Raw genomic sequence first — 15,022 nt, 5'->3', positions numbered from 1 at the left:
ACACCCACACGGGGGTGTAAGCGCCGGAACCAAATTAAATATTTGGCACTGACATTCATCGACACACTATTGAGTTCTCAAAGAACACACGCACACAGCATCTCCCGGATTCTTATCCGTTCGATTTCTGCGGCTGCTTCCAAAGCTTAGCTCAGACATTTCAGCGAAACAAATTCGCTGGTAGCCGAACCAATGTGATCGTCAGGCGCTCCTCGTCCAACCTCGTTGTCCCGGACCGCATTTCGCGTCCTGGTCGGTGTCCGTGTCGCTCTGACCTGGAATAATTTACGTGCCACTGCGTGCAGAGTCAAATCGCTATCCTGACCAGCGCTAACAAGTCGATAGCCGTGTCATGAGCCCGCATCGAGCCCCCGACGGGGCATCATCAATTCACTGGCACTCTCACAGCAACAGGAGTCTGCGTGGATACATCGGCGGGCATGAAGACATCCGAAGGTGGACAGCCGGCGGGAGCGGACAACCTAGTACACGTCGTCTTCATTACCGCCGCGGCGGCAATGGGCGGATTCCTGTTCGGATACGACAGCTCTGTCATCAACGGAGCCGTCGAAGCCATCCGGGACAGGTACGACATCGGATCGGCGGCGCTGGCTCAGGTTGTCGCCATCGCATTGATCGGGTGTGCGATCGGGGCGGCCATTGCCGGGCGGATCGCGGATCGGATCGGACGCATTCATGTCATGCGGATCGCCGCGGCCCTGTTCACCGTCAGCGCACTCGGGTCGGCGCTGCCCTTCGCACTCTGGGATCTCGCGATGTGGCGTGTGCTCGGCGGAGTGGGGATCGGGATGGCGTCGGTCATCGGCCCGGCCTATATCGCCGAGGTGTCACCGCCCGCCTACCGCGGGCGGCTCGCATCCTTCCAGCAGGCCGCGATCGTCACCGGTATCGCGACGTCTCAGCTCGTGAACTGGGCAATCCTCACCTTCGCGGATGGCGAGCAGCGCGGAAAGATCGGCGGCCTGGAGGCCTGGCAGTGGATGCTCGGCGTGATGGTGGTGCCCGCGACGCTGTACGGACTGTTCTCCTTCGTCATCCCCGAATCACCCCGATTCCTGGTCTCGGTGGGCCGAATCGACAAGGCGAAGAAGGTCCTCTCGGAAGTAGAGGGCAACAACGTCGACCTCGATGCCCGGGTCCGCGAAATCGAGCGGGCCATGCACAGCGAACACCGCTCGACCTTCCGCGACCTGCTCGGCGGCCGATTCGGCTTCCTGCCCATCGTGTGGATCGGCATCGGGCTGTCGGTATTCCAGCAGCTGGTCGGCATCAACGTGGTCTTCTACTACTCCTCCACGCTGTGGCAGTCCGTCGGCATCGACCCGAAGAGCTCGTTCTTCTACTCCTTCACCACCTCGATCATCAATATCCTCGGCACCGCCATCGCCATGGTGCTCGTGGACCGGATCGGCCGGAAACCCCTGGCGCTCATCGGTTCGGCCGGCATGGCCGCGGCCTTGGCAGCGGAGGCCTGGGCCTTCTCCGCCAAGACCGGATCCGGCGACAGCGTCTCCCTCCCCACCACACAGGGAACGGTCGCGCTCATCGCGGCCCACGTATTCGTGCTGTTCTTCGCCCTGTCCTGGGGCGTCGTAGTGTGGGTCCTGCTCGGCGAGATGTTCCCCAACAAGCTCCGGGCCGCGGCCCTGGGCGTGGCCGCCTCGGCGCAATGGATCGCCAACTGGGTCATCACCGCCAGCTTCCCGAGCCTGTCGGATTGGAATCTCTCCGGCACCTACGTCATCTACGCCGCCTTCGCCCTACTGTCGATCCCCTTCGTGCTCAGGTGGGTTCCGGAGACCAAGGGAAAGGCATTGGAGGAGATGGGCTGACACGGCTCCGAGTTCAGCGCGCCTGATAGATCGCGGGCAGAGCCAGGACCTGGCGGGTGAACTCGCTGTCGGCGTGGGGTTCGATGAAGAAGGTCTCCACGCCGAAGTCGAGCTGCGATCGCGATGCGATCTGCTGGATCCGGTTGGCCGTCTTGTCTTTGATGGATGGATCCTGATCCAGCAGTTCGATACCGAGGATGAACGTCGGCGCCGCATCGTCGACCTGCATGAGCCCGAACCTGGCGGAGCGGATCTCCCCGATAGTCGCGAACTCGCGAATCAGGTGATCGAGAAAAGCATCGGGCCGATGAGCCGGCTGCCCGAACCTCACGTTCGAGCCTGCGGTCACGGTCCCGGAGTCACCGCGAAGAATGCCTATCCCGGCAGCAGTGATCGGCAAGCCCGGCGCCGGTGCACGCCAGTTCAATGCGATACCGACACCGGTCGGTATGCGGTCCACCAGCTGGACGACCGGAAGCTTTACCCACGAAACATCGCCTGTCGCGAGCCGGAGCTGTTCGGCCGAGGAGTACGCGGGAACGTACTGCGCACCGTCGATCGCCACACAAGGAAGCGCGACCGAGCCCGCCGACTCGTTCCGATCCGCGGTCGGAACATACAGGATCGAATCCCGAATCCCCACGAGCAGTTCGGAGTTCGCGACCCGGCCCGCTTTCGCGGCCGCGAGCAGCTCTTCGAGCCGGTTGTCCGGAAAGGTCATCGCACACCCCCGGCACCGACGGCATGCTTGATCGCGTCCAGCTTGTTCTCGAAGTCGATGTTCACGGCCCGCTGCTCATCGAAATCCTGGCGGACTAGGTAGAAGTCGGTGATGTTCCGGCCCGCGGCATAGAGCTCGGAGACGAACTCCAGCGTCTCGTCCACAGCAGACTTGTCGTCGACGTCCGGGTCGGCGAGGAAGCGTGCCATTGCGGCGAACCTGCCGTGCCAGTGGCGCACATCGATTCGCGCGGGTTCCTTCTCGAGAACGGCCAGCACGGCCGAGACGGCTTTCGCCGCCGCTTCCCGGCTGTGACGATACTGTTCGAAATTCACTTCAGGGGCCTCGATCCGACGACTTCAACACCTGGGAGCTTCCATGGCGCGTGGACGAATATCTGATCCGCCGCACCACCGAGATGGACCCCGGACTGGTATCCGACCGGGCCAACATACACCTCGGTCCCGGCCGGTATCTTGACCTCGAAGACGGTGTCGATCGGCGATACGCCGGTGAGTTGACCGGTCGTCGGGTCGATCCATTGCGGCTTCACGGCACTGTCGATTCGGACGTTGGCAACGGATGCCGGCGGCTCGGCCGTGAACCACTGGCCCAGGGGAGTATCCGCGGTCCCGGCCCGATACAACGTGACATCGTCCTTCAGCACAACTGTGTTGTATTTGCCACCGGCGAAGGCGGCAGCGAAGCGTTCGTCGATCGCCGCCAACGGGCCGGGATTCTCGATCATGTTGAACTCGTAGCCAGGACCGCTCGTCTTGGAGCCGGAGATCGTGAGCCGCGTTCGCACGGCGTTGACCCACTGGGAAACCTTGCCTCCCAAGGCGCGTGCGCGCTCGACCAGGGCGAGAATTCGCGCCGCGACGGCCCGCGCCTTGGTGGCGAGCTCGGAGATGATCTTGGCGATGCGGGTGGCCCGGTAGGCCGCCCGGGCGGCCAGGGCCGCATTACCCGCGACCTCGGATATGCCGGCGGTCACCGGGGCGAGCACGGCGAAGAGCACCTCACCCGCGACCGCCTCGACGGCGAAATCCTTCAGCTCCTCCAGGATTTCGTGATGCGCGTCATCGAGATGCTGTGCGTATTCACCGCACGAGTTGCCGAGCGCCGCACAGATATCGGCGAGCTCGTTCAGGTCCGTCTGTCGTTCGGTGCAGGCGGCGACGGCGGCGGGGATCTCCTCCGACTGCTGGTTCTGCAGCAGGCTCACCGACTGCGAGACTTGCTGCGCCAGGATGCGGAAGTCCGCGGCGGCGGTATGCCACGCGGTATCCGCGGCCCGCAACTGGTCCTGATGACCGTTGGGCCACGCCCATCCGACCAGATCCTTGACGATGGACCAGCCGAACGGCTCGGGAAGACCGTCGCCCGCCGCGGAAGGAACACTGTTCACGAAGCACGGCGGCGGAAGCAGTTGCGGTGGTTCCGGTGCAGGCACATCGCCGTGGTTGGCGGCGGCTTCGGCGACAGCGTGGTTGTGGACACCGGCCGCGATCAGGTTCCGTGTCTGGGCGCAGGCCGTCGCCAAATCCGCCGAGGCGGCGATGGCCAGTGATGCCGCTTGGTCATAGGCCGCAGCCCATTCCTGGCCGACGCTGTCGCTGCCCGCCATGCCCGCGTTGGCGACCAGCACGCCGAGCAGACCCTCATGGGTGGTCTGCGCACCGGTGGCGATCGTCCCGAATATCTCGCCGGCAGAATGGTATTCGTCGGCACGGCAGACGATGAGGGGAACGGTCGGCGTCGGGCTCACGGCCACATCCCCTGATTCACCGGACCGACCGCACTGTAGGCGGCATGTGCGGTCCGCAGCCGGTTGCGCAGGTCCTGGAGCGCTGCACGCATTTCGGCGACGGCCGCCACCCGCTCATTGTGTGCGTTCCGGTGCGAGACCGCCGCTTCGCCGGACCAGTTGACGTGCAGCTCGTCGATACGCTTCTCGACCTCGGCAATGCGGTTCTCGATCGTGGTTTCGAGCGTTTGGGCGCCATCGATCAGGCGCTGCAAGCCGGGCAGATCCACCCTGTAGTCGGCCATCGCTACACCACCGGCGGGAGGTCGAGGCTCGAACCGGCGACCGCGACCGCTTCCGCCTGGGCACGATCGGTCGCGGCGTACTCGTTCGCCGCCTGACGCAGCAACCCGGCATCGGTGCGGAAGGAGCCGACGACGCTCTGAGCACCGTCCTCCCACTCGACCCAGGGATTCTCATGAGAGGTCGCGGCCGCACCCCGCCAGTCCGCACCAAGGAACGCGCGAACTTCCCGCATCTGCTTGTCGACCGCCTCGGTGATGTCCTGCGCGATCTGATCAATCCAGCCTGCGGCCGCGCACAGCTCCTCCGAGCCGACAACAACCTCTCCTGCCACGCCGAAGAGGCTAACCTGCAGCTACACGATTTGTCGCGCCGCATCCAGAACCGCTCCCCGTGCTTGCGCGCCCATCCGGCCTGGACGGCGGCGCGGAACGCGACGCTGTGATGACGGACACGAGAATCGGGGGTCGCTGGGGCGGCGAATCCACTACCCTTCGGCTGTGGCGGATAGGGATTCGTTCCGCGAACTCGCCGACGCCCTCAGGGGGCGATCCCCTGAGGAGCAGCTTGCTGCGCTTGCGAATCTGTTTCGGCCCGGGGGGCCGTTCGAGGGCAGGCTGGCGCCGACACCGGAGTGGCCGCGGCGGGCCCGGCGGGTGGCGACCGCTACGTATCGGGTGCGGGTGGAGTCGGTGCGGCCCAATGGGCGGATCTGGCGGGGGCTCGAGGTGGCGTCGGATCTGTATCTCGATGAGGTGCACGAGGTCTTGCAGGCCGCCTACGGGTGGAAGGACAAGCAGCGGTATCGGTTCGGATCGGCCGCGGGGTTCGGGGACCGTGAGACCGAGCACTATTTGTGTCCGCTCGAGAGCGGGCAGTGGCGGCAGGGGGTGCCACAGGATGAGGTGCGGCTGGACGAGTTGCTGGTCGAACCTGGAGACGAGCTCTTTCATCGGTTCGATGCCGGGCAAGGGTGGCAGCGGGTGGTGCGGCTGGAAGAGGTGCGCGAGTTCGGAGAGAACTCGCCTCGGGCCGTATGTTTCGGCGGGACACGGGATCTCGATGCGGTTGATCTCGCATTGAGCGTCTTCGGGCGCGGAGTCGCGGACGAGTCGGCGATCGACTGTGCCGAGTTGCCGGATGTCTTCGGCCGCATCATCGTGCCGCGGGCATCGGGGCGCACTCGGCGGGAGCTGCGACATCTGTTGGGGCAGGCCATGATCGACCTACCGGTGCGAATAGACGCGAAGACGGCGGCGGCGATTGTGCGGCCGTACTCGTGCTTGCTCGAGCACATCGGGATCGACGGGGTCGGATTGAACGAGTGGGGCGAGTTGCCGCCCGCGACGGCGATGGCGATATTCGCGGAGGCCGCGATGAGCGAGCGGTGGATCAGACGGCGCAGCGAGCCGACGCCGATTGCCGAATTGCGGCGTACGGCTTATCAGTTCGGGTTGACTCGGCAGGAGGGCCGGCGGCTGCGGCTGTCCGATGCCGGGCTGCAGGCGCTGGTGGATCCGGTATTGCTCTGGTGGCATATCGCCGAATACGTGCCGCGCACCGCGCAGAAGCCCGTGGATCGGGATGTGGCGGCGCTGTATGTGCTTGCGGCGGCGACCGATACCGACGACCCCGCCGGCACGGCCGCACCGCTGCTCGACGGAATGGGCCGGCGATTGGGCGAGCGGACCGTCAGCACCGGGCGCGATGTGGCGGGAATGATCTTCGAGACGCTGCGGATCTTCAAGTGCCTGGGAATGACACCGCGAGATCGCTTCTCGTACTACCGGATTCGACATCACGCCACGCGCATGTTCGCGCGGGCGGTGCTACAGCGGTGGCCGAGAAGCGACCTGTGGCCCCGGCCCGAGACCTGAATTCGTCAACCGGCAAGAACCGCACGCAGTTTCGCGGCGAAGGCGTCGGGATCACCCTGCTGGCCGTATTCGCCGCCGAGAAACCCGGCGTGATGGCTCGGGAAGATCACCGGCTTGGTGCCGAGACGCTCGGCGATGCCTTCACCGCCGCGATAGGCAAGGGTGCCCTCGCCCTCGATGCCCACGGCGAGGACGACATTGGTGGTCGCATCGCGCAGGGCGTCGAAGTCGTGCTCGTAGTGGGTGCAGGTGACGATGTTCTGGCCGACCAGCGGATCGTCGCGGGTGCCGTCGTCCTCGGTGGGCAGGCCGAACATGGCCGGATCGACCGGCTGATCGCCGAAGCCGGCGGGAATCTCCCCCTGAATCGACACCAGGCTGATGAACTTGGCCATCGCCGGGCCCAGGCCGTCACGCAGGTAGGTCTCGTGGATATTGGTGGTCGCGGCGAGCGCGTTCTCGCGGTCCACGAGGACCTGGCAGGCGGGCGGCTCGTGCGCGACCAGGGTGCGGACCTGCTCAGGATGCTTGGCCACCAGGGCGAGAGCATTCACCGCGCCGCCGCTGCTGGCGAAGATGTCGACCTGGCCGCCGACGGCCTCGATCACCTTGCTCAGATCCTCGGCATGCTGATCGGGAGTGGATTCGCTGACCGGATCGGACTTGGTGCTGCGACCGGTGCCGCGCGGGTCGTAGGTCACGATGGTGCGGTCGGGAAACCGCGCGGCCAGGCTGACGAAACCGCTCGCGTCCATGGGCGAGCCGATCAGCAGCAATGGCGGCTCGTCGGTGGCGGATTCCGGCTGCCGCACGTCATAGGTGATGACGGCGCCGGGCGCTTCCAGCGTGAAGGTCTTCGGATCGGTCATGGTGGTCGCTCCTTCTCGGGGGTTCGCGATGTAGACGAGCGGCGGCGGCGAAACTCATCGGTCGGACAGATCGGGCGGTGCACCGATACCTGAGTGTGCCCGGTACGAACCACATTCCGAGTCTGCCTCGCGAGAGATCCACAAGGAGGTGATCGACTATTGCCGTTTCGCTGCGTGCCCGGGTCGCCGATCTACTGGGCCGCCGCGGCCGCACGGATGCGGTCCGCACGGCGATGACCGCGGCCTCGGACGCCGCACGTGCGGGCGATCTGGAGACCGCCCGCCGCTGTGTGCTGCTGGCGGAGAAGCTCGTCGCCGACGCGCGAGCGCACCCGCCTACTTGACGATCTTGGTGATCTGCCCGGCCCCCACCGTCCGGCCACCCTCGCGAATGGCGAACTTCAACCCGGGCTCCATGGCGATGGGCTGAATCAGCTTCACCGTCATCGAGACATTGTCGCCCGGCAGCACCATTTCGACGGCTTCCGGCAGCGTCACCACGCCCGTCACATCGGTGGTGCGGAAGTAGAACTGCGGCCGGTAGTTGTTGAAGAACGGCGTGTGCCGCCCGCCCTCCTCCTTGGACAGGATGTAGGCCTGACCCTCGAATTCGGTGTGCGGAGTGACCGATCCGGGTTTGATGACGCACTGCCCGCGCTCAACCTCGTCGCGCCGGATACCGCGCAGCAGCAGCCCGACATTCTCGCCGGCTTGGCCCTCGTCGAGCAGTTTGTGGAACATCTCGATACCGGTGACCGTGGTCTTGGACGTCTTCGGATGAATGCCGACGACCTCGACCTCCGCGCCCACCTTCAGCACGCCGCGCTCGATGCGCCCGGTGACCACCGTGCCGCGCCCGGAGATGGTGAAGACATCCTCGATCGGCATCAAGAACGGTCTTTCGACCTCACGGGCCGGGGTATCGATCCAGCTGTCGACCGCGCCGAGCAACTCGACGATCCCGTCACTCCAATCGCCGGTCGGATCCCGCAACGCCTGATACGCCGACACCCGGACGATCGGCGAATCGGATTCGAAATCGTATTCGCTGAGCAGATCCGAGATCTCCAGCTCGACCAGCTCCAGAATCTCCTCGTCATCCACCATGTCGCACTTGTTCAGCGCCACAACGATTTTCGGCACACCCACCTGCCGCGCCAGAATGACGTGCTCCTTCGTCTGCGGCATCGGCCCGTCGGTGGCGGCCACCACCAGGATGGCGCCGTCCATCTGCGCCGCGCCGGTGATCATGTTCTTGATGTAGTCCGCGTGCCCCGGGCAATCGACATGCGCGTAATGCCGGTTCTCCGTTTGATATTCGATATGCGCGATGGAGATGGTGATGCCGCGCTGCCGCTCCTCCGGCGCCTTGTCGATGGCCTCGAACGGGACGAACGGATTCAGATCCGGATGTTTACTGTGCAGCACATTGGTGATCGCCGCGGTGAGAGTGGTCTTACCGTGATCGATGTGACCGATGGTGCCGACATTCACGTGCGGCTTGGTTCGCTGATACTTCGCCTTCGCCACTGGGATTCCTCCTGCGCGCCGTGGATCCGAAGCGGGCGGCCGGGGGCTCGACACCGCGAGGCTGGCCCGACGACGGTGTCGTTCCCAGCGTATGAGCCGAGGCCGGACAAAGGTCGGGAACTGGGCGAATAGCTGTCGAGGTGCGTTGACGAAAGATGACTCGTCACAAGGACAACGGCGGCGGCCGCCGGGACACCCGGTCCCGTGGCGGCCGCCGGCGCAGCGGTAGGTCAGCCGCGGAACCACATGGGTCGCAGGGTGGGGCCGTTCTCCGGCAACAGGATCGGGCTGCCGTCGCGAACGAAGCCGCAGCGCTCGTAGAGGCGGGCCGAGCGTTCGGTGCTGGCCTCCAGATAGGCGGGCACGCCGGCTTCGGAGGCGGCCTTCACCCGGTCGGTGACGATCGCCGCGCCCGCGCCTTTGCCGCGGTGCTGCGGCAGGGTGACGATGACGTGCAGGTAGCGGTGCGGGAAGACCGCCGGGTGATCGGCCGCTATCGCGGCCGTGACGGCCGCCATGCGCCGAAATGGTTGCAGGCCGGTGCTTTCCGAGAGCTCCCGGGCTTCCGCCGCCTCCCGGTGCGCACGATCGAGGGAGGTCACGGTCTGCCACAGCGAGACCGCCCAGATGTCGTCGCCGGAACCCGCCAGCCAGACCTCGTCGTCGCGCACGGCATTCTCGATGAGGTCGTGGGCGTGCTGCACCCGGAACTGTTCGGCGATCTCGGCATGATCCTCGAGCACCCACGCCGTCACCACTTCGTCCAGCGTCGCCTCGGCGAAGACCGCCGCGACCGTATCCACTTCGTCCGCCTGGGCGCGGCGGACCAGCAACTCGCTCATTCCAACCTCCTGGTGTGAACAACGTTCTGAACACCAAATTAGGAAGCACTAGCGGGCATTACGACCATTTCGTCACACTGGAAGATGTGATGAAATCGGGAACCGCCTGTGTGGTGTGCGGCGTACCAGCCGTACAGCCCGAGCGCGGGCGCCGGCGCCGGTACTGCTCGCGGTCGTGCCAGGCACGCGCCTACCGGGCCCGTCGCGATGCCGCGCCCGCGCCGCGACGGGCGAAGCCCGCACGACTCACCGCCGTCGGAATCGTGCGAGCGGCGATCGGATTGGCCGACCGCGAAGGGCTCGCGGGGCTGTCCATGCGCCGGCTCGCCACCGAACTCGGCGTCGCCACGACGGGGCTGTACCGCTATTTCCCCGACCGCGACACCCTGCTCGCCGAGATGGCCGAATACGCGGTCGCCGATGCCCCGCCCCCACCCGACCGCGGCGACTGGCGGGAGCGCCTGACCGCCGAAGCCCGCGCGGAATGGCGGCTCTACCGCCGCCACCCGTGGATGCTGCCGGTACTCGCGCAGACCCGCCCGCCGATCGGACCGGCTCTGCTCGACACCCTGGAACGCTCCTTCGCCGCCCTCGACCATCTCGGCATGAGCCGCGAGACCATGTTCTCGATCTACCTGTCGATCTCCGGGCTGGTGCAGGGGCTGGCGCTGCTGCCCGGGTCGGAGGGCGCTCGTCTGGGAACCGGCTCGCCCACCGCGGCCGCCGAGCAGGCGCGCACGCTCGCACAGGTGTCGGAGGCGACGCATCCCACCCTGGCGCGCTATTTCACACCGGAGGCGGCCGGAATCGACGGCGATTACGACCGCTTCCTCGAGGACGGGCTCGAACTCCTCATCGATGGCATCGTCGCCCGCCACTTGGCGCCTGCCGCAAGGAATCGCGATCCGGCGGCCGACGGCTCGCGTTCGCCCCTCGGTCACCCGGCGACGAAGAATCCCACGCCTCCGGCATCGCGGGCGGAAAGGTAGCAGCCGTCAGCTGTCGAGAGCGTGGGAGTGCCTCCGTCCTCGACGATTTCGCGGGCTTGCCCGCGTCATCGACCAGGATTGTCACCGCCGGCCGAGAGTCGAACGGCCATCCCGAGGCGGCGTTCGTAGGCGCGCGCGCAATCTGGTCGCGGTGTGCCCGGGCCGGCTCAGCGCTCGCCCGGCACCGCGGTCGGCGCCTCGGGCACATAGGGTTCGACGTCGTCGCCGCCTTGCCCCTGTGGGATGCAGATCCAGCGACCGTCGGAGGTCAGGCCCCACTGAGCGACGATGCCATCGTGTGAGCAGTCGTCACCGACCTGGTGCGAATCCCGGCCCTGCTCCTGGGGAATGCAGACCCAGCGACCGTCGGAGGTCAGGCCCCACTGAGCGACGATGCCGTCATGGGAGCAGTCGTCACCGACCTGGTGCGGATCCCGGCCTTGGCCCTGAGGTTCGCACACCCAGGTTCCGTTGCGCAGGTTCCATTGCGCCACAATGCCGTCGTGCGAGCAGTCGTCGCCGATCTTGTGTGCAGGCCGGCCGGTGGTCGGATTCGGCGGGGCCGTTGTCGGCTTGGGTCCGCCGGTGGGCGGGGGCGCTGGGGCGGCGGTGGTCGATGGGACGGCCGAGGTCGAGGTGGTCTTGGTGTCGGAGCCGCTGTCCGAGCGGTTCACCAGAACTCCGATCGCGAAGGCCACCGCGAGGGCCGCGACCGCCACCGCGGCGATGGCCACCGTGCGTGCGGTCTTGTTGCCCTTGTCCGGCGGTGGAGTGTCGTAGCCGCTCGGTGCCGTCATTGCCGATCCCTTTCGTCTCATGCGAACGCTGACCCGAAAGCTCGTGCGATCAGGCACGTTACTCCCATGCCCACCTGCTATGACGACCCGGTCCGACCTGGGGCGCGCCCGCCCGGCGACGGCTGGACACGCCCAGTAACGTGGGGCGCATGACAGCTGTTGCAGATCGTTCGCTCGGACCGGAACTGGCACGCACCGAGACCATCGGCGAGGCCGATGTCCTCGTCATCGGACTCACCAACTCCGACGACGGACCCGCGATAGCCCCGGCCGACGCGTTCGGCGATGTGCTCGATGCCGACACCCGCGCGGCGCTGCTGACCGCACTGCAGGCCGTGGGCGCGAAGGGCAAGTCGGAGGAGCTGACCCGGGTGCCCGCACCCGCCGGACTGCCGGTGGACAGTGTGCTGGCCGTGGGCCTGGGCGCCGCGGACAAGGTCGATGCCGAGCAGATCCGCAAGTCGGCCGGTGCCGCCGGGCGCGCGCTGGCCGGTACCGCCACCGCCGTGACCACCCTGTCCGGCCTGGATCTGGGTGCGGCCGCGGAGGGCTTCTACCTGGGCGCGTACCAGTTCAGCACCTTCAAGTCGGAGAAGTCCGCGCCGAAGCCGGGCGATCAGCCCGTGCAGCGGGTCGAATTCCTGGTTCCCGAACCGGGATTCGGCGAGGAGGCGCTGTTCCGCGCGCAGGCCGTGGCCGAAGCCGTCGCCACCGCACGCGATTTCGTGAACACCCCGCCCAATGCCCTGTTCCCGGCCGAATTCGCCAACCGCGCAGCCGAATTGGCCAAGGCCGCCGGCCTGCACGTGGAGATCCTCGACGAGAAGGACCTGGAGGCCGGCGGTTACGGCGGCATCATCGGCGTCGGCAAGGGCTCCTCGCGTCCGCCGCGGCTGATCCGCATCACCTATGCGGGCGGCGATCCGAAGGTCGCGCTCATCGGCAAGGGCATCACCTTCGACACCGGCGGCATCTCCATCAAGCCGGCCGCCAATATGGAGAACATGACCTCCGATATGGGCGGCGCGGCGGCGGTCATCGCCACCGTCCTGCTGGCGGCGCGGCTGAGCCTGCCGCTCACGGTCACCGCGACGGTCCCGATGGCGGAGAACATGCCCTCGGCCACCGCCCAGCGGCCGGGCGATGTGCTCAGCCAGTACGGCGGCACCACCGTCGAGGTCATCAATACCGATGCCGAGGGCCGCCTCATCCTGGCCGACGCGATTGTGCGCGCCGCCGAGGACGAGCCGGACTACCTCATCGACGTCGCCACCCTCACCGGCGCGCAGATGGTCGCGCTGGGCACCCGCACCCCGGGCGTCATGGGCACCGACGAGTTCCGCGACCGGGTCGCCCGCATCTCGCAGGCGGTCGGCGAGAACGGCTGGGCCATGCCGCTGCCCGCGGAACTGCGCGCCGACATCAACTCCAAGGTCGCCGATCTCGCGAATGTCGCACCGCACCGCTGGGGCGGCATGCTGTCGGCGGCGATCTTCCTCAAGGAGTTCGTGCCCGAGGGCGTGCAGTGGGCGCACCTGGATGTGGCGGGCCCGGCCTACAACACCGGCGGGCCGTTCGGCTACATCGGCAAGGGCGGCACGGGCGTGCCGGTCCGCACCCTGATCGCCACCCTCGAGGACATCGCGGCGGAGTAGCACCACGGCGCTGCACGGCCGCGGCAATCCCGCGGCCGTGCAGCCGAATTGGAGGCGTGCCATAATTTCAGACCGTTGTAGTCGATCGGCGGCTCACCGGTCCGGGCCGTTTCGGGAGGATCCTGGATGGCCACGCGCGCACTGGGCAAGCACGATTTTCAGCAGACGGTGACGAGCAATCACATTGTGCTGGTGAACTACTGGGCGGATTGGTGCGGCTGGTGCAAGCGGTTCGCGCCGGTGTACAAGGCCTCCGCCGAGACCCATCCGCAGATCGTGCACGCCACGGTCGAAGGCGAGGTCGAGCGCGAGCTCTCCGCCGCCATCCAGCTCACCGGCTTCCCGACCATCATGGCCTACCGCGAAGGGCTGCCGGTGTACAAGAACGCCGGCTTCCTGACCTCCGCGCAGCTGGAAGACGTAGTACAGCAGGTCCTCTGGATGGACATGGACGAGTTCCGGCGCAAGAACGGCATCGAACAGCAGGCTCGGCAGCAGCAGGCGCCGGCCGCGCGGCAGGCCCCGCCGAATCCGAACCGCGCCGGATTGGCCGGCGGAGCGCCGCAATACGGCTGGCCGGGGCTGCGCACCCGCTGACACGAGAAGAACAGGCCGCCGCCGGGTGTGTGCACCAGCGGCGGCCTTTCGCAGTCGGCGGGTAGATCCCACGATCCGCCGACAGGGCTGGGTGAGGTTTTCAGATGCCTTCGAGGTCCGATCGCCGCCGCAGGATCCGGCGACGGGCGTCGTAATCGCGCATGCGCTGCGGATAGCCGACCTTGCGCACGTCGTAGACCGGCACCCCGAGCGAGGCGGAAAGCCGCTGCGCGCCACGTTCGCCCACCACGCGCCGGGTCCACTCGCCATCGTGGGCCACCAGCACCACCGTCACATCGGTGACCGTGGTGCGCGGCTCGACATAGGCCTCCACGCCGTAATGCGTGCGCGCCCACTGCGCCAGATGCGCCGCGTCGGCGGCGTCCACACCGCGCGTGCGCATCGTGCCGCCGCGCAGCTTGTCCAGGAAACCCATCCGGGCGACCTCCTCTCCGGGAAAGCCCAACTCTCGGGACTCTCAGGGGCTGCGCCCCTGAAACCCCCGCACTGCCGGAAACCCGGTCTCTCCTCCTTCGATGGTGCCGTGCCCCGCGCCGGTGCGCCGCCCGGCGCACGAATCCGCAGCAAGACCACAGCCGGCGCTCAGCAACCGCTCAGCCGCCGCGACGAAAGATGTATTCGACGTATCCGATGGAAGTCACCGGCTATCACCGCTGTTCGGACACGCCCGATCGGCCGCACGATCGCGTTTGCGACACTGCAAGGTCGATCGAACCGCCGCCCTGTGACACGCCGCACCCGGCGAAGTGCAAGGATGGGTAGCTGGAACAAGAACCAACACGGATCTCCGGTGCCGCCGGAATTATCGGTGACAATCGGGCCGCCACCACGACCAGTCGTGAACGCCCGCCGAGAGACGAACTGTTTAACCCGACGAGCAGTCAGAGGAGTCAACGGACATGGCCTTCTCCGTCCAGATGCCAGCTCTTGGTGAGAGCGTCACCGAGGGCACTGTGACCAGGTGGCTGAAGCAGGAAGGAGACACGGTCGAGGTCGACGAGCCGCTGCTCGAGGTCTCCACCGACAAGGTCGACACCGAGATCCCTTCCCCGACCGCCGGTGTGCTGGTCAAGATCGTCGCCAAGGAAGACGACGTGGTCGAGGTCGGCGGCGAACTCGGTGTGATCGGCGAGGCCGGAGAGGCTCCGGCTCCGGCCGCCGCCCCGGCCCCGGAAGCCGCCCCCGCCCCGGCTCCGGCCCCCGCGCCGGAACCCGCCC

General features: G+C 67.0%; 16 protein-coding genes. 6 read left to right on the top strand and 10 right to left on the bottom strand.

Translation table 11 applies throughout. The features are described 5' to 3' along the window. Positions 1 to 440 precede the first annotated feature (440 nt). Positions 441 to 1,853, top strand: coding sequence for a sugar porter family MFS transporter (locus tag ACFVIV_RS38850; RefSeq protein WP_379205288.1), 1,413 nt, complete (start codon positions 441 to 443; stop codon positions 1,851 to 1,853). Between the two features lie 13 nt (positions 1,854 to 1,866). Here ACFVIV_RS38850 and ACFVIV_RS38845 read toward each other — a convergent pair whose 3' ends face one another. Genes ACFVIV_RS38845 through ACFVIV_RS38825 form a run of 5 tightly spaced genes read right to left on the bottom strand, consistent with a single transcriptional unit; the run spans position 1,867 to position 4,961 of the window. Further along, positions 1,867 to 2,574, bottom strand: a complete 708-nt coding sequence (locus ACFVIV_RS38845; RefSeq protein WP_379205286.1) for an enhanced serine sensitivity protein SseB C-terminal domain-containing protein — start codon at positions 2,572 to 2,574, stop codon at positions 1,867 to 1,869. Further along, positions 2,571 to 2,909 carry a hypothetical protein gene (locus ACFVIV_RS38840; protein ID WP_379205284.1) on the bottom strand — a complete coding sequence of 113 codons (339 nt, stop codon included), beginning with the start codon at positions 2,907 to 2,909 and terminating at the stop codon, positions 2,571 to 2,573. Before ACFVIV_RS38840 ends, ACFVIV_RS38845 begins: the two co-directional genes overlap by 4 nt. Continuing rightward, a complete protein-coding gene (locus ACFVIV_RS38835; protein WP_379205283.1) occupies positions 2,906 to 4,345 on the bottom strand; it encodes a hypothetical protein in 1,440 nt (479 codons plus the stop codon). The genes ACFVIV_RS38840 and ACFVIV_RS38835 overlap by 4 nt, the downstream gene beginning before the upstream one ends. After that, positions 4,342 to 4,629, bottom strand: a complete 288-nt coding sequence (locus tag ACFVIV_RS38830; protein ID WP_379205281.1) for a WXG100 family type VII secretion target — start codon at positions 4,627 to 4,629, stop codon at positions 4,342 to 4,344. Before ACFVIV_RS38830 ends, ACFVIV_RS38835 begins: the two co-directional genes overlap by 4 nt. Before the next feature lie 2 nt (positions 4,630 to 4,631). Beyond that, positions 4,632 to 4,961 (bottom strand): WXG100 family type VII secretion target, encoded by a 330-nt coding sequence (locus ACFVIV_RS38825; protein WP_379205279.1) that lies wholly within the window; start codon positions 4,959 to 4,961, stop codon positions 4,632 to 4,634. Between the two features lie 322 nt (positions 4,962 to 5,283). Here ACFVIV_RS38825 and ACFVIV_RS38820 point away from each other — a divergent pair, with 322 nt between their 5' ends. Next, positions 5,284 to 6,504: a hypothetical protein gene (locus tag ACFVIV_RS38820; protein ID WP_379205277.1), complete on the top strand. Its 1,221-nt coding sequence runs from the start codon at positions 5,284 to 5,286 to the stop codon at positions 6,502 to 6,504. A gap of 5 nt (positions 6,505 to 6,509) precedes the next feature. Here the strand turns inward: ACFVIV_RS38820 and ACFVIV_RS38815 are convergent, their stop codons facing one another. The 3 genes from ACFVIV_RS38815 to ACFVIV_RS38805 all read right to left on the bottom strand — a co-directional run bounded on the left by ACFVIV_RS38815 (position 6,510) and on the right by ACFVIV_RS38805 (position 9,745). After that, positions 6,510 to 7,373 carry an alpha/beta fold hydrolase gene (locus ACFVIV_RS38815; protein ID WP_379205275.1) on the bottom strand — a complete coding sequence of 288 codons (864 nt, stop codon included), beginning with the start codon at positions 7,371 to 7,373 and terminating at the stop codon, positions 6,510 to 6,512. Between the two features lie 336 nt (positions 7,374 to 7,709). Further along, positions 7,710 to 8,903: an elongation factor Tu gene (gene tuf, locus ACFVIV_RS38810; protein ID WP_379205273.1), complete on the bottom strand. Its 1,194-nt coding sequence runs from the start codon at positions 8,901 to 8,903 to the stop codon at positions 7,710 to 7,712. 230 nt (positions 8,904 to 9,133) lie between these two features. Further along, positions 9,134 to 9,745: a GNAT family N-acetyltransferase gene (locus ACFVIV_RS38805; protein ID WP_379205271.1), complete on the bottom strand. Its 612-nt coding sequence runs from the start codon at positions 9,743 to 9,745 to the stop codon at positions 9,134 to 9,136. Between the two features lie 263 nt (positions 9,746 to 10,008). Here ACFVIV_RS38805 and ACFVIV_RS38800 point away from each other — a divergent pair, with 263 nt between their 5' ends. Next, complete coding sequence (locus ACFVIV_RS38800; protein ID WP_379205269.1) at positions 10,009 to 10,734, top strand: TetR/AcrR family transcriptional regulator; 726 nt, start codon at positions 10,009 to 10,011, stop codon at positions 10,732 to 10,734. Positions 10,735 to 10,901: 167 nt separating this feature from the next. On the opposite strand, the gene ACFVIV_RS38795 is transcribed toward ACFVIV_RS38800, so the two are convergent. Continuing rightward, positions 10,902 to 11,531, bottom strand: coding sequence for a hypothetical protein (locus tag ACFVIV_RS38795; RefSeq protein ID WP_379205267.1), 630 nt, complete (start codon positions 11,529 to 11,531; stop codon positions 10,902 to 10,904). A 149-nt stretch (positions 11,532 to 11,680) separates the two neighbouring features. Here ACFVIV_RS38795 and ACFVIV_RS38790 point away from each other — a divergent pair, with 149 nt between their 5' ends. Then, positions 11,681 to 13,186: a leucyl aminopeptidase gene (locus tag ACFVIV_RS38790; RefSeq protein WP_379205265.1), complete on the top strand. Its 1,506-nt coding sequence runs from the start codon at positions 11,681 to 11,683 to the stop codon at positions 13,184 to 13,186. A gap of 126 nt (positions 13,187 to 13,312) precedes the next feature. Beyond that, on the top strand, positions 13,313 to 13,783 hold the full coding sequence (locus ACFVIV_RS38785; protein WP_379205263.1) for a thioredoxin family protein: 471 nt from the start codon (positions 13,313 to 13,315) through the stop codon (positions 13,781 to 13,783). Positions 13,784 to 13,883: 100 nt separating this feature from the next. On the opposite strand, the gene ACFVIV_RS38780 is transcribed toward ACFVIV_RS38785, so the two are convergent. Continuing rightward, complete coding sequence (locus ACFVIV_RS38780; protein WP_379205262.1) at positions 13,884 to 14,219, bottom strand: oxidoreductase; 336 nt, start codon at positions 14,217 to 14,219, stop codon at positions 13,884 to 13,886. Between the two features lie 484 nt (positions 14,220 to 14,703). Between ACFVIV_RS38780 and ACFVIV_RS38775 the strand changes: the two genes are divergently transcribed. Next, positions 14,704 to 15,022 (top strand): biotin/lipoyl-containing protein (locus tag ACFVIV_RS38775; RefSeq protein ID WP_379205260.1); only part of this gene is annotated, 319 nt, incomplete at its 3' end.

This window comes from Nocardia sp. NPDC127526 (assembly GCF_042672265.1).
Lineage (GTDB): Bacteria > Actinomycetota > Actinomycetes > Mycobacteriales > Mycobacteriaceae > Nocardia.
This window is presented reverse-complemented; position numbering and strand designations above follow the sequence as displayed.